We start from the raw sequence: 17,754 nt of genomic DNA, 5'->3' as shown, positions 1-17,754 counted from the left end.
CTGTGCGCACACACACAAATGAATGTGTCGACCATCACAGCATTATGCTTCATTTCGGGTGCAGTAAGGAGATCACCGGCCTTCCGGGAGCGTCCGGCATGGTTCCCGGCCACCGGGAGGGTCGCCGGGCCGGATGAGACGGGTTTAGCCGGCGCATCAACATATGATGAATGCGTGGGTTGCGCATGCACGCCCCCGGCCCAAGGAACGCACGGGCCGGCATGACCCCGTCCCGGCAACCGGCGTTAGGTATTGGTTTTTCAAGTGCAAGTAGTCAGCATCAGCAGCCTCAAAGGCGGTGTCGGCAAGACCTCCGTGACAACCGGACTCGCGTCGGCCGCACTCGCAGCCGGCATCTCCACCCTCGTGGTCGATCTTGACCCGCACGCGGATGCCAGCACAGCCCTCGGTGTCCGCCCAGGCGAACAGTTGGACATCGGACGGATGCTCAAGGCCCCGCGACGGGCACGCCTCGCCGACAACGTAGTCCCCAGCGGCTGGGTGGAGCACGGCCCCGCGGGCTCCCCCGGCAGCTCCAACGGCGCAGCTGCGCCCGTCCTGGATGTCGCCGTCGGGTCCGCGTACACCGGGATCTATGACCGGCCCGACCTGGGCCGCCGCGACCTGCGCCGGCTCTCCTCGGTGCTGGCCGGCGCCGGGCAATACGAGCTGGTCCTGATCGATTGCCCGCCCTCGCTCAACGGGCTGACCCGGATGGCCTGGTCGGCCAGCGACAAGGTCACCCTGGTCGCGGAACCCGGGTTGTTCTCCGTCGCGGGAACGGAGCGCACCCTGCGCGCCATCCAGCTGTTCAGGCAGGAATTTGCGCCGGGGCTCTCCCCTGCCGGCATCGTCGCCAACCGGGTGCGTTCAGGCTCTTCGGAACACAGCTTCCGGCTCTCCGAGATGCAGTCCATGTTCGGCGAACTGCTGCTGTCTCCGCACATCCCGGAGCAGGCCAACTGGCAACAGATCCAGGGCGCGGCCCATTCGGTCCACCACTGGCCGGGCGATTCCGCCAAGAATGCAGCCGCCTTGTTCGACGCGCTGCTGGAGAACCTGCTGCAGACCGCCGCTCCGGGCGATGCGGCTGGACTGGTCCGCAACCGCAGCCGGCGCTGACCACAGCACCGCGGGGCCACTTGGCGGCCATCATGACGTGCACGATGGGCGCGAAGTGACCCCGCGTTGCTTTTAAGTAGTGGGCTGTGCGCTAGCCGATTTTCCGGGCGGCTCGGCGCTTGCTGAGTTCGTCGTCCGGAAAGGACTGGTCCGTGGCGTGTTCGCTCGGCAGGGCGGCAAGGCTCCCCTCGACTTCGCGCCAGACCCGGCCGACGGCGATGCCAAAGACACCCTGCCCGCCCTGGACCAGGTCGATGACCTCGTCCGCCGAGGTGCATTCGTAGACGCTGGCGCCGTCACTCATCAGGGTGATCTGGGCAAGGTCCTCGACCCCCCGCTCGCGGAGGTGTTCGACGGCGGTGCGGATCTGCTGGAGTGAGACGCCGGTGTCGAGGAGACGCTTGACGACCTTGAGCACGAGGATGTCACGGAAGCCGTAGAGCCGCTGCGAGCCGGAGCCCGCGGCGCCGCGCACTGCAGGCTCGACGAGTCCGGTGCGGGCCCAGTAGTCCAACTGCCGGTACGTGATTCCGGCGGCCTTGCACGCCGTCGGGCCGCGGTAGCCCGCGTCTTCGTCCAGGACCGGAAGATCTTCGGTGAACAGCAGGCCCTGGGCACCGCTTGCGGGCACAGCAACACCTGCCGTCGAGGCCTGCTTGAGCTCGCCTGCTTCGCCTTTCGGACTCACGTGGATCCTCCTTGTCATGAGTTCCCGTGGGAACTTGCAGCAACAGCGCGTTCTTCGGGACAGGCGTCGGTCGGAACGGCACTAAAATCATCCGTGTACGTCCGGATCCGGCTGCACTGTCCAGTGTGACTTGCGCGGCTGTTGTATGCAATGGGAACTTGTACCTCCGACGTTAGGCCTGCCGGGGCCCAAGGTCAAAGACGTCGGGGCTATTCCCGGGGCGTGTCGAAAGTTTCGACCTCGACTTTAAGCTTTGGGCCGTTTCAGCCGGCAAAATCCTCGGGTTCGACGTCGTCGAGGAACTCCCGGAAGCGCCGCAACTCACCCTCTTCGTCGACGGCGGGCCCGGGTTCGGTATCCTCACCGTCGTCGTGCTCGGTGATCCGCACACCGGCGTCCTCCATCACGGCGTCCGCGCACCAGATCCGGCATCGCGCGCGCAGGGCCAGTGCCAGGGCATCCGAGGCCCGCGAGCTGACGGTGGTGCCGTCGTCGAACTGGAGCTGGCCGTAGAAGATATTGTCCTCCACCGCGACGATGTTCACGCTGACGATCGTGTGGCCCAGCGCCTCGACGACGTCCACGAGCAGGTCGTGCGTCATGGGCCGCGGCGGGACCACACCCTGCTGGGCCAGGGCGATGGCGCTTGCCTCCGGGGTGCCGATCCAGATGGGTACATGGCGCTCCCCGTGCAGCTCCTTGAGCAGGACGAGTGGCTGGTTGGACGGCAGCTCGATCCGCACGCCTACGATTTCCACCTCAATCATCAGCTGTCCATCCTCGAGATGCGGTCCTGGACGAGGGCCCGGTGCAGCGAGAGGCAGAGCTCGCTGATCTCCCGAGCCGCTTCGGCCGCGCGGGCCTGCGAGGCGGCGTCCTTGCGTGACATCAGGGTGCCCACCGCCCGTTCCACGAGCCCGAATTCGCGGTCCGCGGCCGCCTGGAAGGGCCGCAGGTGGCGGGGTTCCAAGCCGTGGCTTTCCAGCTGCACGCACGCGCGGGCTACCTGCAGGGCGTGTTCGTCGAAACTTCCGTTGACATGCCCGATCAGGCCGAAGCTGAGGAGCGACTCGAGCAACGGGACGCTGGCCCCGGACTCGACGCGCAGCTGTTCTTCGCTGAGCATGCGCACCCGATTGTTCAGCTCCGAGGCAAGTTCCGCGGAAACGATCCGCGGCGAGACCGTGACGCCCGGGGGCAGATTGTCCGGGCGTTCGCCGCGGTCGATCGCGTCGAGGTAATCCTTGATCACCTTCAGCGGCAGGTACTGGTCGCGCTGCAGGGCCAGCACGAAACGGAGCCGTTCAACGTCGCTCTCGGAGTATTGCCGGTAGCCCGCCGGGGTCCGCTGCGGGTTGATGAGTCCCTTTTCTTCAAGAAACCTGATTTTTGACGCGGTCATGGTGGGGAAGTCATCGCTCAGTTGAGCCAGGACCTCCCCGATGTTCAGGACCTGGGGTCCGCGCCGTTCGGCTTGTGCCATGGCCACCGGCAACTGCCCCGATATCAGACGTTGCCTGCGGTACGGGCAGGGCTGAGGTAAAAGGTGAGCCGGAACTTGCCGATCTGCACCTCATTACCGGACTTCAGCTCCACGCTGTCGACACGGTCGTGGTTGACGTAGGTGCCGTTCAGGCTCCCGGTGTCGACCACCTCAAAGCTGCGCGCCGTGCGCCGAAATTCGACGTGCCGGCGCGAAACCGTGACGTCGTCGAGGAAGATGTCGGCGTCCGGGTGACGGCCCGCCGTCGTCACATCCGAATCGAGCAGGAAGCGGGCGCCCGAGTTGGGGCCGCTGTGTGCCACCAGCAGGGCGGACCCGGCCGGCAGCGACTCGATCGACGAACGCTCGTCGGCCGAGACTTTCGGGGTGATGGTGGGCTCATCGCGCACGGGAGTGAGATGGATCGACGTGGTCTCCGAGGCTTTCACGCCACCCGCGCCGTAGTCACCGGTGTCGTTCTGTCCGTGCCCAACCATTGAGTCCTCCTCATTCGTTGCAGGTGTCCCCCCTGCAAACAACGCATACCGTCCGGAAAAGCCTGGCAGATCCGGTAATCGGTCCCCCGGCGCGGTAACGCGTCCCGTGGACCTTAGCTTTAGCCTACCTGCTGTTCGTACTCCGATGCACTGAGCAACGACTCGACGGCGTCCGCCTCCGCGAGCTTAATCTCGATCAGCCAGCCCTCGCCGTACGGATCCGAATTGATCAGGGCCGAATCGGTGTCCAGTGCCTCGTTGCGGGCCACCACTTCGCCGCTGACCGGCGCGTAGATGTCGCTGACGCTCTTGGTCGATTCGACCTCCCCGACGACGTCATTGGCGCTGATGTTGGTGCCGACCTCCGGCATCTGGGCGTAGACGACGTCCCCGAGGGCGTCCTGGGCAAAATCCGTGATCCCGACGCGCACGACGCCATCGGCGTTCGGGGCGGTAATCCATTCGTGTTCGGCGGTGTAGGACAGGTCTGCGGGAATGTTGCTCATGACGGGCCTTTCGTCGGGTCAATCACCAAGGTCGACGGCGGCCTACCGATCGGGCCGCCGCTGAAAGTATAGGCATATCCGTCCGGGGCCGGGAGGACTCTGGCATGATGGGGCCATGGCGGCACCAGCACCGGTTCTGGAAGGAATTGCCCATGCCTGAGCTACCGGAAGTGGCAGCCTTGGCGGACTTTTTGGATGCGCGCCTGCGCGGAACTGTCCTGGCGAAGGTCCAGATTGTCTCCTTCGCGGTGCTCAAGACCGCGGATCCGCCGCTCTCCGAGCTGGAGGGCAGGACCGTGACCGGAGTGAGCCGGCACGGCAAGTTCGTGGATCTTGAGGCCGGCGGCCTGCACTTTGTCTTCCACCTGGCCAGGGCGGGCTGGGTGCGCTTCACCGAAACCCCCACCGGGACGCTGCTGAAAATGGGCAGCGGGCACATTGCCGCGCGGCTCTCGTTTTCGAGCGGAACCGGTCCGCTGGGCCTGGATCTGACCGAGGCCGGCACCAAGAAAAGCCTGGCCGTCTATCTGGTCCGGGATCCGTCCGACGTTCCCGGCGTTGCGGCGCTCGGTCCGGACCCGTTCAGCCCGGGGTTCGACGTCGACGCCTTGGCCGTGATCTTGGCCGGCAGTTCCCAGCAGATCAAGGGTGTGCTGCGCAGCCAGGCCATCATGGCCGGGATCGGAAACGCCTACAGCGACGAGATCCTGCACGCGGCCAAAATGTCGCCCTTCGCGGTCGCCGGCTCCTTGGACCGGCCGGCCGTGCAGCGTCTTTACGACTCGATCCACGAGATTCTGGGGACTGCGGTGGCGGAAGCCCGCGGGAAACCCCCGAGTGAGCTGAAGGATGCGAAGCGCAGCCATATGCGGGTCCACGGACGGACCGGCGAGGCGTGCCCGGTATGCGGTGACACGGTGCGGGAGGTGTCGTTCGCTGACACCTCGCTGCAGTACTGCCCCACCTGCCAGACGAAAGGCAAGATCCTCGCCGACCGGCGGACCTCGCGCTTCCTGAAGTAGGTACTGCCTGAAAGTTCGCACTGCCTGGGTAGCCCCTTCCGGGATACAGAAAACCCCGCCATTCCGTTGCCGGAATGGCGGGGTACTTTCTGTTGGTCGGGCTGACAGGATTTGAACCTGCGACCCCTTGACCCCCAGTCAAGTGCGCTACCAAGCTGCGCTACAGCCCGCTGGTCCCGCCGTTCTCCGCTCCCGATGCTTCACTTGGCGAACCAAAAGAATTCATCTGAGCAGTCCGGCCGAACCACCTCCAAAAGCTTACACGATGCCGGAGGGTGCCCGTGACATTTTGACTTGTGCCACGGGAACTTTCTCCCCCGGCGGGCGCGCGCCGAATCAGCGCTTCTTGCCGCGCTTTTCCCGGACCCGCATGTTGACCTCGATCGGCGTGCCCTCGAAACCGAAGGTCTCGCGGAGCCGTCGGGTGATGAAACGGCGGTACCCGGGGTCCAGGAAGCCGGTAGTGAACAGCACGAACTTCGGCGGCCGGCTCGAGGCCTGGGTGCCGAAGAGGATGCGCGGCTGCTTCCCGCCGCGGACCGGGTGCGGGTGGGCCGCCACGAGCTCGCCAAGGAACGCGTTGAGGCGACCGGTGGGGATGCGCTTGTCCCAGCTCTCCAGCGCGGTGTCCAGGGCCGGGACCAGCCGGTCCTTGTGCCAGCCGGTTTTAGCCGAGATGTTCACGCGCGGGGCCCACGCCACGTGGGCGAGGTCCTGTTCGATTTCGCGTTCCAGGTAGCTGCGGCGTTCGTCGTCGAGCAGGTCCCACTTGTTGAACGCGAGCACCAGCGCTCGGCCGGATTCGATGGCCAGCTGCAGGATGCGCACATCCTGCTCGCTGAGCACCTCGTCGACGGCGAGCAGCACCACGGCGACCTCCGCCTTTTCGAGCGCGCTCTGGGTGCGCAAAGAGGCGTAGAAGTCGGCGCCCTGGGCCATGTGCTGGCGGCGCCGGATGCCGGCCGTGTCCACGAAGCGCCAAGTCCGGCCGCCGAGTTCGATGAACTCATCGACCGGGTCGCGCGTGGTGCCGGCGGTGTTGTCGACGACGACGCGCTCGGAGCCGGCGAGCTTGTTCAGCAGCGAGGATTTGCCGACGTTCGGTCGGCCGATCAGGGCGATCCGGCGCGGGCCGCCGCTGCGCTCGAGGCCTTCGATCGTGGAGAACTCGGGAAGTGTGTCCATGACGTGGTCCAGCAGGTCGGCGACGCCGCGACCGTGTAGTGCGGACACCGGGTACGGCTCGCCGAAGCCGAGGCCCCACAGCGCAGCCGAGTCGGCCTCCTGGGCGAAGTCGTCGACCTTGTTGGCCACCATGATGACCGGCTTCTTGGACTTGCGCAGCATCTTCATGACGCCTTCGTCCGTGGCGGTCGCGCCCACGGCCGAGTCCACGACGAACAGCACGGCGTCGGCGAGTTCCACGGCCATCTCGGCCTGCTCGGCGACGCGGGCGTGGATGCCGCGGGCGTCGTGCTCCCAGCCGCCGGTGTCGACCACGGTGAAGTTCCGGCCGTTCCAGGTGGCGGAGTACATGACCCGGTCCCGGGTGACGCCGGGGGTGTCCTCGACCACGGCTTCGCGGCGGCCCAGGATGCGGTTGACGAGAGTGGACTTGCCGACGTTCGGGCGGCCGATGATGGCCAGCACCGGGTCAAGCTTGACCGGGCCGTCGAAGTCCTCGTCCTCGTAGCGGCCGCTCAACAGGGCGGCGTCTTCCTCGTCCAGCTCGTAGTCGTCCAGGCCGGCCCGGAGCGAGGCCGCGCGGAGGTCGGCTTCCTCGTCGTCCAGGGCAGCGAGATGCTCCGCCACCTGGTCCGTGCCGGTGGGCGTGTATTCGTCTTCACCGGCGCCAAAATGGCCGGGGGTTTGAGTCGTATCGCTCATTGCACTTTCCTTAGGTGGTGATCTGCCGGCGTCCCGGCTACTGCTGTCTGAAGTTCTTGCGGGGAATCCGCGTCGGGCAGGCGCTGCCCGCTGCATTGAATTGCGTCCTGGACGTGCCGCGCCAAAGCTGCGCGGATCTCGGTTCCCACCCTGTCCATTGAAGCACGCCCGGTCTCTCCGGGCCTGCGGTTGACAGTGAGGGCACCGCCGAAGCTGACATGCAGCCTGCGGCCGGGCCGGGGAACCGTGTTGAGGTGCTCGCCGCCGATTCTCGTTCCGAGGATGGCCACCGGGATCACGGTGGCCGCCGAGTTCAACGCAAGCCAGGCCACCCCGTTGTTGATCGTCGCCGCCTGTCCGCTCCCCCGGGTGCCTTCGGGGAGGATCCCGACGCACCGTCCGGCGTCAAGGATGTTCTTGGCCCGGTGCAACGCCGCCCGGTCCCCCGCGCGGTCGACCGCCAGTTGGCCGGAGGCCTTCAGGACCAGGCCCGGGAGGCCCGCGAACATCTCCTTCTTGACGAAGATATGCATCGGCCTCGGCGCGGCGCCAAACATCACCGGACCGTCCAGGAAGCTGATGTGGTTGCCGGCGAAAATCACCGGACCGGCCGCGGGAACGTTGGCTCGGCCCATGACTGTGGTCCGGTACACCAAGTGGTCCAGGGTCCAGCCGACCGGCCGGCTCCAAGCCATGGTTCCGTCCAGGAACCAGCGGCCCGGACGCTGCGCCCCGGCTCCGGGCTCAGTCACGATTGAGCGCCGTATGGTTGATGACCGTGTGCACAATCCCGAGCGCCGCCTCGACGGTTTGGGCGAAGTCGAGCTCCGAGGAGTCCAGGGTCACCACGCCGTCGGCGGCCTGGGTGAAGTTCACCACCGTAGAGTCCTTGGCGTCCCGCGCCGTGACCTGCGCCGCGAGCTGTTCGGCGTTCTGGCTGCCGCCGAGCTGGATTCCGCGGCGGCGAAGCCGGGCTTCCTCGCTGGCGGTGAGCAGCATGCGCACTTCGGCATGGGGCGCGACGACGGTGGTGATGTCGCGGCCCTCCACCACCATGCGGCGGTGGTGCTTTTCGATCAGCTCGCGCTGCCGGCGGATCAGTTCGGTGCGTGCCCCGAGCGTGGTGGCGACGGCGCTGACGGAGCCGGAGATGCGCGGCTCCCGGATGGCCAGGGTGATGTTGGCCCCGGCCACGCGGACGTACTCTTCCTGCGGGCTGGTGCTGATTTCGAGGGGAAGGCCCTCCGCTGCGGCTTCGACGGCTTCGGCGTCCGCCAGATCGGTGCCGCTGTCGAGGCAAAACCAGGTCAGCGCCCGGTACATGGCGCCGGTGTCCAGGTACGACAGCCCAAGCCGGCGCGCCACCTCTTTGCTGACGCTGGATTTGCCCGAGCCGGAGGGTCCGTCGATCGCCACGACGAGGCTTTTTCCGGGGCGGACGACGTCCACAGTTTCGATAAGTTCCTGGGTCATTACTGGAGTACCCGCCATCCGCGGTCGTTGAGGGCTTCGATGAGCAGTTCGTGCTTGTTGGGCAGCACGGAGATTTCCACCATGCCGACATTCTGCCCCGAGGAGTGGTCCAGCCGGAGGTCCTCGAGGTTGACGCCGATCTCGCCGATCTCGGTCAGGAGCTTCGCAATCTGTCCGGGCGTGTCGTCCACCAGGACGGTCAGCCAGGAGTAGGCCTGCGGGGGCCCGCCGTGCTTGCCCGGGATCCGGGACTGGCCGGCGTTGCCTTCGCTGATCAGCTGCGCGAGGTCCAGCCTGGCGCCCGGCGCCGTCGGATCCTCCAGCGTTCCGATCAGCCGGTTCAGGTCCTCGCGGACGCCGTGCAGGATCTCCACGACCTTGCCGGCGTTGGCGCCGAGGATCTGCACCCAGAGCGTGGGATCGCTCGCGGCGATCCTGGTCACGTCCCGCAGCCCGTTTCCGGCCAGCGAGAGGGCGTGCAGGGGTGTGCCCTGGAGCCGGCTCGCCACCAGCGAAGACATCACCTGGGGCAGGTGCGAGACCAGCGCCACGGCTTCGTCGTGTTCTTCGGCGCCGAATTCGGAGACCACGGCGCCAAGGTCCGTGGCCAGCGCGCGCGCAGTCTGCAGGGCCTCGGGCCGGGTTTCGGCAGAGGGACAGAGCACCCACGGCATAGAGGTGAACAGTTCGCCGCGGGCGGCCACCGGGCCGGACTTTTCCCGGCCGGCCATCGGGTGCGTGCCGACGTAGCGGCCCAGGTCGGCACCRCGGTCACGCAGTTCCGCCTGGATGCCGGCCTTGACGCTGGCGATGTCGGCGACAACGGCCTGCGGGTATTCCGCGAGGGCGCGGGCGACGACGTCGGCCGTCACGTCCGGTGGCGCGGCAACGACGACGAGTTCGGGCGCCTCGCCGTCAAGGCGCGCCAAGGGCAGGCCGGCGCCGATGTCGACGGCGACGGCCTGGTTGGTTGGCGACGGGTCGGTCAGGAAGACGGCGACGCCGCGGCCGCGGAGGCCCAGCCCGATGCTGGTTCCCAGCAGCCCGGTCCCCACGACCACCACCGGCCCGTTCAGGTGGCCGCGGCCGTGAGTGCGAAATGCGGACATGCCCTACAGCCCCACGGATGCCAGCAGGTGGCCGACTTCCTGCCTGCCGAGGTTGCGGATGCTGCCCTGGCGCTGGTCGCCCAGGCCGATGGGGCCCACCTTGACGCGGACCAGGCGCAGCACCGGGAACCCGACGGCGTCGAAGAGCCGCCGCACAATGCGGTTCTTGCCGGAGTGCAGCACGACCTCGATCAGCACGTGGCCCGGGGTCGAGTCGACGAGCCGGAAGGAATCCACCGAGGCGATGCCGTCTTCGAGTTCGATGCCGGCCTTGAGCTGTGCGCCGACGCCCTGCGGGAACGGCCCGCGGACCTGGACGAGGTAGGTCTTGGGGACCTCATAGGACGGGTGCGTCAGGCGGTTGGCGAGCTCGCCGTCGTTGGTCAGCAACAGCAGCCCCTCGGTGGCGACGTCGAGCCGGCCGACGTGGAAGAGGCGTTCGCCGTGATGGTTGCGGACGAAGTCGCTGATGCACGGCCGGCCGTCCGGGTCCTCCATCGTGGAGACGACACCCTTGGGCTTATTGAACACCATGTAGACCATGTTTTCGTCCAGCTGGATGCGCAGGCCGTCCACGTGGATCACGGCGGACTTGGGGTCGACGCGCATGCCAAGCTCGGTGACGACCTGGCCGTCTACCTCGACGCGGCCTTCGGCGATCATTTCCTCACACACGCGCCGGGAGGCGACGCCGGCGGAAGCCATGACCTTCTGCAGGCGGATGCCGTCGGCGTCGTGCAGTTCGGACTGGGGCACCTCGGCGCGCGGGCCGCGCTTGCGGGCCGGCTTCCGGACGGGGCCGAGGCTCTGGCCGAAGCGTTCGCCGCCGAAGGCCCGGGAACCGACAGCCTTGGCTGCCCCGGCACCGATCCGCGGTTTGGGCTTGAGGGCACCGGGCGTGCCGGGGACCTTGCCGGCGCCGGGCTTGCGGGCGGCCGCCTTGCGGGCCGCGGCCTTTGCGCCGCCGCCCTTTCGCTCCGCCGGGTTGGCGCCCTTCCGCTCGGCGGGGTCAGAGACCCCGCCGCCGGGGTTCAGGTCCGGATCGACGAATGCTTCTTCGCGCGGCTTGGGGCGCTTGAACGGGCGGTCGCCGCCGCCCTTGGTGAAGTCGCGCTGGCCGCGGCCGGCGCCGCCGGCACCCTGGGTGCGCGCTGCCTGTTGTCCGGCGCTGGTGCGTCCCGAACCGTTACGTGGTGAACCCTGGCGTCCCGCCTGTGTCATGACCCGTCCTTCGTTTGGATACTCTTTGCGTAGGCAGCGTTCCTGCCTACATTCTTCCTGCGTCGTAATACTCTGCAATGCCTTCAAGCCCCGGAAGATGGGGTGAAAGCTGCGGCAACTCAGCCACCGAGCCGATTCCCATGCGTTCGAGGAAATACGACGTAGTGCGGTACAGGACGGCTCCGGACTCAGGATCGTGTCCCGCGTCCTCTATCAGTCCGCGCTGGGTCAGCGTCCGCACCACGGAGTCAACGTTGACCCCCCGAATTGCCGACACCCGCGCCCTGGAAACTGGCTGCCGGTAGGCGATAACGGCGAGCGTTTCGAGCGCCGCCTGCGTCAGCCTGGCCGTTTGACCCTCCAGCACAAACCCGCCGACGACGTCGGCGAACTCGGCGCGGGAGTAGATCCGCCAGCCTCCGGCGATGTTCCGCAATTCAAAACCCCGGGGGGCGGCACTGAAACCAGCTGTCTTTGTACACGCGCTGGCGTCGTCCGCATCCGGGGCATTACCAGTATAGCCGTTATACTCCCGTTGCAGTTCCCCGAGCAGGCCGTCGACGACGTCGACGGTCAGGTTCAGGCCGGCGGCAAGTTGGGTCGCCGTCGCCGGTTCGTCGATCACCATCAGGACGGCTTCGAGGGCGGCGCGGGCTCCGCCGGGCAGGTTCGCGACGTCCGGCCCGGCGTCCGGGCCGGTGGCGGGCGAGGTGTCAGACACTCGTTCGGTCATGGCTGCTCCTCGTATTCTTCGCTCAGGTTCTCGCTGCTCCAGTCCTCGGCCGCTGCGCTCCACTGCACCGACAGCTCGCCGAGTGGCAGCAGCTGGTCGAAGGTCACCGCCTTGTCCCGGAACATTTCCAGCAGGGCGAGGAACCGGGCCACCACCACGAGGGTGGATTCAGCGTCGGCGATCAGGGCGCGGAAGGTCAGCGCCTTGCCCAGCCGCAGCCGGAAGCCGATGATTTCGGCCTGCTCCCGTACGCTGACCGGCGTGCCGTGCAGATGCGCCAGGCCCACCTCGGTGGGGGCTGCTTCCTTGGGTTTCAGCGCGGCTTCGGCCAGCGCCGCGAACTCCTGCGGGCTGTGCTTCCAGACCAGTTCCGGCAGCAGCGCCGCGAAATGGCCCTCCAGGGCGACCTGGCGCGGGTAGCGCCGGCCCTCCAGTTCCAGGGTGGCGTCGATGAGTCCCGCAACCTGCTTGAACGCCTTGTACTGCAGCAGCCGGGCGAACAGCAGATCGCGGGCCTCCAGCAACGCGATATCCTCGTCGTCCTCGACCTCGCCGGCGGGCAGCAGCCGGGCGGCTTTAAGGTCCAGCAAGGTGGCGGCGATCACCAGGAACTCGCTGGCCTCATCCAGGGCCCAGTCCTCCCCCAGCCGCTGCAGCCCCTTGATGTACTTGATGAACTCGTCGGTGACCGTGGCCAGGGCCACCTCGGTGATGTCCAGCTGGTGCTTCGAGATCAGTCCCAGCAGCAGGTCGAACGGACCCGTGAAGTTGGCCAGCCGGACCTCGAAGCCGGGCTTCTTCCCGGGCGGAGCGAGCTCCGGCTGCGCTGTGGGGGTGCCTGTAGCCGTCACGGCCCTGGCTAGGGGGCGCCGCCGCGCGAAATCAGCTCTTTGGCCAGGCGGCGGTAGGCATCGGCGCCGGGATGGTTAGCGGCGTAGCTAGTGATCGGTTCGGCGGCCACGGTGGCGTCGGCGAACTTGATGGAGCGTTTGATGACGGTTTCGAAGACCGTGTCACCGAAGGCCTCCACGAGCCGGGCGATGACCTCGCGGCCGTGCAGGGTGCGGGCGTCGTACATGGTGGCGAGCACGCCGTCGACCTGCAGTCCCGGGTTCAGCCGGTCCTGAACCTTGTCGATCGTCTCGACCAGCAGCGCGACGGCGCGCAGGGCGAAGAATTCGCAGATCAGCGGGATGATGACGCCGTGCGCCGCGGTCAGTGCGTTGACGGTGAGCAGCCCGAGCGAGGGCTGGCAGTCGATCAGGACGACGTCGTAGTCGTCCTCGACCTTTTTCAGCGCCCGGTCGAGCACCTGTTCCCGGGCCACCTCGTTCACCAGCTGCACTTCCGCGGCGGAGAGGTCGATGTTGGCCGGCAGCAGGTCAACGTTTTCGACGCCGGTCTTCTGGATGGCGTCGCGGATGTCGACCTTGCGGTCCATCAGTACGTTATAGACCGTGAGGTCCAGTTCGTGCGGGTTCGTTCCGAAGCCCGCGGAGAGGGCTCCCTGGGGATCGAAGTCGACCAGCAGCACCCGGCGGCCGTATTCGGCCAAGGCCGCGGCCAGGTTGATGGTGGACGTGGTCTTACCCACGCCGCCTTTCTGGTTGACCATGGCGATAACCCGCGCCGGGCCGTGGGAGGACAGCGGCGCAGGCTCCGGGAAGTCGCGTTGGGGGCGCCCGGTGGGGCCCATGATGGCGTCGTCCAGGTCGAGTTCGGTGCCTTCCAGAGTGGCTGAACCCTGTTCGCTGCTCACGTATCTATCCACACTTTCGATGACGGTGATTTTCGTGCCCGATCCGGCCGCCCGGCGCGGATCGTTACGTTATTCCTCCCAAGGTTACAGCCCCCGACACGGTATTCCGCGGACCTTGACAACCGCCGTTCCGCGCGCCTTGACCCTCTGGTAGAGGTGGAAGGTTGCCTGATGGCATCCCGTCCGGGCATGGAAAACCGCCCGGACGCAGCGGCTGCGTCCGGGCGGTTCTTGGTTGGTGCGGGGCGCTCCTTAGGCGTTGGCCGGGACCGGCTGGGGTGCGGGCTCGTCGACAGGCTGGACCGCGGAGTGGCCGGCGATCATGGTCTGCTCGTCGAAGGGTGCGGCGCCGGAGAGGACACGCTCAACCTGGCCGCCGTCGATCTCCTTGACCCAGGTGCCGATCAGGATGGTGGCGACGGCGTTGCCGGTGAAGTTGGTCAGCGCGCGGGCCTCGGACATGAACCGGTCGATGCCGACGATCATGCCGACGCCGCCGAGCAGCTCGGGACGGTGGGCCTGCAGGCCGGCGGCCAGGGTCGCGAGGCCGGCGCCGGAGACGCCGGCGGCGCCCTTGGAAGCGATGATCATGAAGATCAGCAGCGAGATCTGCGCGCCGAGGTCCAGCGGCGTGCCCATGGCGTTGGCAACGAACAGCGAGGCCATCGTCAGGTAGATGGCGGTGCCGTCGAGGTTGAAGGAGTAGCCGGTCGGGACGGTGACGCCGACGACCGGCTTGGAGACACCGAGGTGTTCCATCTTGGCGATCAGCCGGGGCAGCGCCGCTTCGGAGGAGGAGGTGGAGAAGATCAGCAGGTATTCGCGGGCCAGGTACTTCATCAGGCGGAAGATGTTGACGCCGGAGACAACCTGGAGCAGGCCGCCGAGGATCACGATGATGAAGACGGCACAGGTGAGGTAGAAGGCGACCATCAGCGTGGCCATGCCGATGATGGCCTGGACGCCGGTGGCACCGACGACGGCGGCGATGGCGCCGAAGGCGCCGACCGGGGCGAGCCACATGACCATGATCAGGATGCGGAAGACGAGGGCCTGGCCGTGGCCGATGGCCTTGAGGATCGGGGTGCCCTGCGGGCCCATCTTCTGCAGCGCGAAGCCGACCAGGATGGCGGCGAGCAGGGTCGGCAGGACCGGGATGTCGCTGGGGATGATGCCGAGCAGGAAGTCGACGGTGCTGTCGGTGGCGGCCTTCTTGTTCGGGTCGTACGGAGCCAGCTTGAGGCCGGTGCCCGGGTGGATGAGGTTGCCGACGACGAGGCCGATGGCCAGGGCGAAGGTCGACATGACGATGAAGTAGCCGAGGGCCAGGCCGCCGACCTTGCCGACGGTGGCCGCCTTGGCGATCGAGCCGATGCCCAGGACGATGGTGCAGAAGATCACCGGGGCGATCATCATCTTGATCAGCTTGATGAAGCCGTCGCCGAGCGGCTTGAGCGACTTGCCGACCTCGGGGAACATCAGGCCGATGAGGGCGCCGAGGACGACGGCCACGATGACCGCGATGTACAGGTAGTGGGACTTGTCCAGCCCCTTGCGCTTCTTGACCGGCGCCGCGGCAAGTGCCGCTGACTCTCCTCGTTGAGAGGCCATGGTGTTTCTCCTTGGATAGGCTGGACTTCGATGCGGCACTCGTTGCGCATCACGTCCGTTCTGCGTGTTCCCCAATCATTGGGCAGGAAGTGACGCGCATCACCGTTGCGTTCATATTGAACATGGAAGGTCCGGTTGATCCATCACTGGAGCATCGCCCGCAGGCTGTTTGTGGCCCACCTGCTGTTCATGCTGGCCCTGACGGCGGTCGTGGGCACGGCCACCTTCGTGGACGCCCGCGACCACGCGTACGAGGAGGCCGGGCGGCGGATGGCCGGCGTCGCCACCGCCGTGGCGGACAATCCGCTCGTCTTGCAGGCAGCGGCAGCGCCGGACCCGTCCGCGCGGCTCCAGCCCTACGCCCTGCAGGTGATGCGGGACGCCCGCGCGGACTTCATCACGATCATGGCGCCGGACCGAACCCGGTGGACCCACCCCAGCGGGGATGAGCTGGGCAAGCCGTATATCGGCTCGGTCGACGCCGCCCTCAACGGCGAGGTCTTCACCGAAGTCATGGCCGGGACCCTCGGGCCGTCGGTGCGCACGATTGCCCCGGTCAAGGATTCTGCCGGCAAGGTCCGCGCGCTCGTGGCCGCGGGCGTGACGGTGGGCACTGTGGACGTGGCATTTTCCGGCCGGCTGCCCGCCTTGCTTGCGATCGCCGCAGCCCTGCTGGCGGCCGGCTCGGCGGCTTCCTGGGTGCTGGGGCGCTACCTGCGCCGCGTGACCCGCGGCTGGGGCCCGGAGCAGCTCGCGCAGCTGTTCGCCTACTACGAGTCGGTGCTCCATTCGGTCCGCGAAGGGGTGATCCTCATCGATCCCAAGGGCAAAGTGGTGATGTACAACGACCAGGCGGCGGCGCTGCTGGGGGTGCCGCCACGCCCGGCCGACGGCGATGCTCCCGGAGTCCAAGGCGGCGACGCGCCGTCGCTGGCCGAACTGCCGCTGGCCCCGAGCCTCCGGGAGCTCTTCGAGTCCGGCCGCGCCGTCCGGGACGAAATCCACCTGACCGGCCCGCGGGTGCTGGTAGTGAACCAGGGCCCGGCGGTGGGCCCCCGCACCCGTGCCGGCCGCCAGCGCCCGGCGCCGTCCGGCAACGCACTTTCGGGCAAGGCAGCATCCGGCAAGTCGCCGTCCGGGCCGCCCGTCTTCGGGACCGTGGCAACGATCCGGGACCGCACCGAGATCGAATCGCTGGGCAGTGAGCTTGAAACCATGCGGACGCTCTCCGACGCCCTCCGCGCCCAGACCCACGAGCACGCCAACCGGCTGCACACGATGGTGTCCCTGATGGAGCTCGGCCGCGGCGCCGAGGCCCTGGACTTCGCCACGAAGGACCTGGAGCTGACCCAGCGGCTCACCGATGACCTGGTCGGTTCCATCGAGGAGCCGGTGCTCGGCGCGCTCGTGATGGGCAAGGCGGCCCAGGCGCATGAACGCGGCGTTGAACTCATCCTGACGACCGGGGGCTCCACGGCCGTGGCCGGACTGGCCGTCCAGGACCTTGTCGCCATCCTGGGCAACCTGCTCGATAACGCAATCGACGCCGCCGCCGATGCGCCGCCGCCACGGCTGGTGGAGCTGTCCGTCGTGGCCCAGGGCGGCACCGTGGAGATCTCGGTGGAGGACAGCGGTCCGGGAATTGATCCGGCTGCGGTGGAGGACGTCTTCCGGCACGGCTTCAGCACTAAGGCGTCCGGCCCGTTCGGGCGCGGGCTTGGGCTGGCGCTGGTCCGGCAGGCGGTGCACCGTCTGGGCGGTACCATGACAATCACCAGCCCGGCCGGAGCTCTGTTCCGCGTCACCCTGCCGGCGGCTCCCGCCGCCGCGGCAGGCGAAGGGTTGAGCGCCGTGACGGGCAACGCGGCGGACACAGGCAGCACAACAGAGGAACAGCTATGAGCGATATCCGCGTACTCGTCGTCGAAGACGAGCCGATCGCGGCCGCCGCGCACGCTGCCTACATCGGCCGGCTGGACGGTTTCAGCTTGGCCGGCTCCGCCCCTGACGGCCAGTCGGCGCTACGCCTGATGACGGAGCTGTTGGCCGCCGGCCAGCCCGTGGAACTGGTCCTGCTCGATATGAACCTGCCGGACCTGCATGGACTGGACATCGCCCGCCGGATGCGCGCTGCCGGTCTCTTCGCCGACATCATCGCGATCACAGCGGTGCGCGAGCTGAACATCGTCCGCAGCGCCGTGGCAACCGGCGTCGTTCAGTACCTGATCAAGCCCTTCACCTACGCCACGTTTGCGGACAAACTGGGCAGCTACCGGCTGTTCCGCGAGCAGCTGGCCTCCCCCGGGCCTGGTGGTGCCGGGACGGGCGCGTCGCAGAGCGATGTAGACCAGGCCTTCGCGAGCCTGCGGGCGCCCTCCGACCTGCCGCTGCCCAAGGGCCTGTCCGGCCCCACCCTTGATTCGGTACAGGGCTTCATGAAACTGCAGTCCGGGGCGGTCTCGGCCAGCGAGGTGATGGCGGCGCTGGGCATCTCCCGGGTGACGGCCCGCCGCTACCTCGAGTACCTAGCCGACGCCGGGCTGGTGTCCCGCACCGCGCGCTACGGAGCCCCGGGCCGGCCCGAAAAGGAATACCGCTGGAGCCGCGCGGGGTCCTGATCCTCCGGGCACCTGATCCTCCGGG

18 protein-coding genes and 1 tRNA gene are annotated in these 17,754 nt (G+C 67.7%); 4 read left to right on the top strand and 15 right to left on the bottom strand.

The features are described from left to right. Window positions 1-264 precede the first annotated feature (264 nt). Window positions 265-1,122 carry a ParA family protein gene (locus tag AC1DGI_RS08490; protein ID WP_441403339.1) on the top strand — a complete coding sequence of 286 codons (858 nt, stop codon included), beginning with the start codon at window positions 265-267 and terminating at the stop codon, window positions 1,120-1,122. 91 nt (window positions 1,123-1,213) lie between these two features. Here the strand turns inward: AC1DGI_RS08490 and AC1DGI_RS08485 are convergent, their stop codons facing one another. The 5 genes from AC1DGI_RS08485 to gcvH form a co-directional block, all read right to left on the bottom strand. Continuing rightward, on the bottom strand, window positions 1,214-1,810 hold the full coding sequence (locus AC1DGI_RS08485; RefSeq protein WP_354235991.1) for a MerR family transcriptional regulator: 597 nt from the start codon (window positions 1,808-1,810) through the stop codon (window positions 1,214-1,216). Window positions 1,811-2,073: 263 nt separating this feature from the next. Further along, window positions 2,074-2,577 (bottom strand): bifunctional nuclease family protein, encoded by a 504-nt coding sequence (locus tag AC1DGI_RS08480; RefSeq protein ID WP_476898456.1) that lies wholly within the window; start codon window positions 2,575-2,577, stop codon window positions 2,074-2,076. After that, window positions 2,577-3,293 carry a transcriptional regulator FtsR gene (gene ftsR, locus AC1DGI_RS08475; protein ID WP_441403734.1) on the bottom strand — a complete coding sequence of 239 codons (717 nt, stop codon included), beginning with the start codon at window positions 3,291-3,293 and terminating at the stop codon, window positions 2,577-2,579. The genes AC1DGI_RS08480 and ftsR overlap by 1 nt, the downstream gene beginning before the upstream one ends. A gap of 23 nt (window positions 3,294-3,316) precedes the next feature. After that, a complete protein-coding gene (locus tag AC1DGI_RS08470) occupies window positions 3,317-3,790 on the bottom strand; it encodes an FHA domain-containing protein (protein ID WP_476898455.1) in 474 nt (157 codons plus the stop codon). Between the two features lie 119 nt (window positions 3,791-3,909). Further along, the gene (gene gcvH, locus AC1DGI_RS08465; protein ID WP_476898454.1) at window positions 3,910-4,296 is read right to left on the bottom strand and encodes a glycine cleavage system protein GcvH; all 387 of its coding nucleotides are present in this window, start codon (window positions 4,294-4,296) and stop codon (window positions 3,910-3,912) included. 152 nt (window positions 4,297-4,448) lie between these two features. Between gcvH and AC1DGI_RS08460 the strand changes: the two genes are divergently transcribed. After that, window positions 4,449-5,318, top strand: coding sequence for an Fpg/Nei family DNA glycosylase (locus AC1DGI_RS08460; protein ID WP_476898453.1), 870 nt, complete (start codon window positions 4,449-4,451; stop codon window positions 5,316-5,318). A 93-nt stretch (window positions 5,319-5,411) separates the two neighbouring features. Here the strand turns inward: AC1DGI_RS08460 and AC1DGI_RS08455 are convergent. The 10 genes from AC1DGI_RS08455 to AC1DGI_RS08410 form a co-directional block, all read right to left on the bottom strand. Continuing rightward, a tRNA-Pro gene (locus AC1DGI_RS08455) sits at window positions 5,412-5,488 on the bottom strand. A gap of 166 nt (window positions 5,489-5,654) precedes the next feature. Beyond that, entirely contained in the window at window positions 5,655-7,205 is a 1,551-nt protein-coding gene (gene der, locus AC1DGI_RS08450; RefSeq protein WP_476898452.1) for a ribosome biogenesis GTPase Der, read from the bottom strand. Then, window positions 7,202-7,900 carry a lysophospholipid acyltransferase family protein gene (locus tag AC1DGI_RS08445; RefSeq protein WP_476898585.1) on the bottom strand — a complete coding sequence of 233 codons (699 nt, stop codon included), beginning with the start codon at window positions 7,898-7,900 and terminating at the stop codon, window positions 7,202-7,204. The genes der and AC1DGI_RS08445 overlap by 4 nt, the downstream gene beginning before the upstream one ends. Window positions 7,901-7,949: 49 nt before the next feature. Next, window positions 7,950-8,678 carry a (d)CMP kinase gene (cmk, locus tag AC1DGI_RS08440; RefSeq protein WP_476898451.1) on the bottom strand — a complete coding sequence of 243 codons (729 nt, stop codon included), beginning with the start codon at window positions 8,676-8,678 and terminating at the stop codon, window positions 7,950-7,952. Further along, on the bottom strand, window positions 8,678-9,787 hold the full coding sequence (locus AC1DGI_RS08435) for a prephenate dehydrogenase (RefSeq protein ID WP_476898450.1): 1,110 nt from the start codon (window positions 9,785-9,787) through the stop codon (window positions 8,678-8,680). Before AC1DGI_RS08435 ends, cmk begins: the two co-directional genes overlap by 1 nt. Window positions 9,788-9,790: 3 nt before the next feature. Continuing rightward, a complete protein-coding gene (locus AC1DGI_RS08430; protein ID WP_476898449.1) occupies window positions 9,791-11,008 on the bottom strand; it encodes a pseudouridine synthase in 1,218 nt (405 codons plus the stop codon). Window positions 11,009-11,054: 46 nt separating this feature from the next. Continuing rightward, window positions 11,055-11,741: an SMC-Scp complex subunit ScpB gene (gene scpB / locus AC1DGI_RS08425; RefSeq protein WP_441399738.1), complete on the bottom strand. Its 687-nt coding sequence runs from the start codon at window positions 11,739-11,741 to the stop codon at window positions 11,055-11,057. Beyond that, complete coding sequence (locus AC1DGI_RS08420; RefSeq protein WP_476898448.1) at window positions 11,738-12,592, bottom strand: segregation and condensation protein A; 855 nt, start codon at window positions 12,590-12,592, stop codon at window positions 11,738-11,740. The genes scpB and AC1DGI_RS08420 overlap by 4 nt, the downstream gene beginning before the upstream one ends. An 8-nt stretch (window positions 12,593-12,600) precedes the next feature. Continuing rightward, the gene (locus AC1DGI_RS08415; protein ID WP_476898447.1) at window positions 12,601-13,500 is read right to left on the bottom strand and encodes a ParA family protein; all 900 of its coding nucleotides are present in this window, start codon (window positions 13,498-13,500) and stop codon (window positions 12,601-12,603) included. A 252-nt stretch (window positions 13,501-13,752) separates the two neighbouring features. Continuing rightward, on the bottom strand, window positions 13,753-15,111 hold the full coding sequence (locus AC1DGI_RS08410; protein ID WP_476898446.1) for a cation:dicarboxylate symporter family transporter: 1,359 nt from the start codon (window positions 15,109-15,111) through the stop codon (window positions 13,753-13,755). Between the two features lie 135 nt (window positions 15,112-15,246). On the opposite strand from AC1DGI_RS08410, the gene AC1DGI_RS08405 reads away from it, so the two are divergent. Together AC1DGI_RS08405 and AC1DGI_RS08400 are read left to right on the top strand one after the other, a co-directional pair. Next, window positions 15,247-17,013, top strand: coding sequence for a sensor histidine kinase (locus AC1DGI_RS08405; RefSeq protein ID WP_476898445.1), 1,767 nt, complete (start codon window positions 15,247-15,249; stop codon window positions 17,011-17,013). Continuing rightward, window positions 17,010-17,729, top strand: a complete 720-nt coding sequence (locus tag AC1DGI_RS08400; protein ID WP_476898444.1) for a response regulator — start codon at window positions 17,010-17,012, stop codon at window positions 17,727-17,729. Before AC1DGI_RS08405 ends, AC1DGI_RS08400 begins: the two co-directional genes overlap by 4 nt. Window positions 17,730-17,754: the final 25 nt, after the last annotated feature.

It is taken from the genome of Arthrobacter sp. 05N428_2 (genome assembly GCF_056397065.1).
Note: the sequence above shows the minus strand (reverse complement) of the source record. Positions and strands in the feature narration are given on the sequence as shown.

What these genes read in the sequence shown, in the direction of transcription:
- AC1DGI_RS08480 (WP_476898456.1), bottom strand. Translation starts at nt 2,577, where the DNA reads ATGATTGAGGTGGAAATCGTAGGCGTGCGGATCGAGCTGCCGTCCAAC.
- ftsR (WP_441403734.1), bottom strand. Translation starts at nt 3,293, where the DNA reads ATGGCACAAGCCGAACGGCGCGGACCCCAGGTCCTGAACATCGGGGAG.
- AC1DGI_RS08470 (WP_476898455.1), bottom strand. Translation starts at nt 3,790, where the DNA reads ATGGTTGGGCACGGACAGAACGACACCGGTGACTACGGCGCGGGTGGC.
- gcvH (WP_476898454.1), bottom strand. Translation starts at nt 4,296, where the DNA reads ATGAGCAACATTCCCGCAGACCTGTCCTACACCGCCGAACACGAATGG.
- AC1DGI_RS08460 (WP_476898453.1), top strand. Translation starts at nt 4,449, where the DNA reads ATGCCTGAGCTACCGGAAGTGGCAGCCTTGGCGGACTTTTTGGATGCG.
- der (WP_476898452.1), bottom strand. Translation starts at nt 7,205, where the DNA reads ATGAGCGATACGACTCAAACCCCCGGCCATTTTGGCGCCGGTGAAGAC.
- AC1DGI_RS08445 (WP_476898585.1), bottom strand. Translation starts at nt 7,900, where the DNA reads ATGGCTTGGAGCCGGCCGGTCGGCTGGACCCTGGACCACTTGGTGTAC.
- cmk (WP_476898451.1), bottom strand. Translation starts at nt 8,678, where the DNA reads ATGACCCAGGAACTTATCGAAACTGTGGACGTCGTCCGCCCCGGAAAA.
- AC1DGI_RS08430 (WP_476898449.1), bottom strand. Translation starts at nt 11,008, where the DNA reads ATGACACAGGCGGGACGCCAGGGTTCACCACGTAACGGTTCGGGACGC.
- scpB (WP_441399738.1), bottom strand. Translation starts at nt 11,741, where the DNA reads ATGACCGAACGAGTGTCTGACACCTCGCCCGCCACCGGCCCGGACGCC.
- AC1DGI_RS08410 (WP_476898446.1), bottom strand. Translation starts at nt 15,111, where the DNA reads ATGGCCTCTCAACGAGGAGAGTCAGCGGCACTTGCCGCGGCGCCGGTC.
- AC1DGI_RS08400 (WP_476898444.1), top strand. Translation starts at nt 17,010, where the DNA reads ATGAGCGATATCCGCGTACTCGTCGTCGAAGACGAGCCGATCGCGGCC.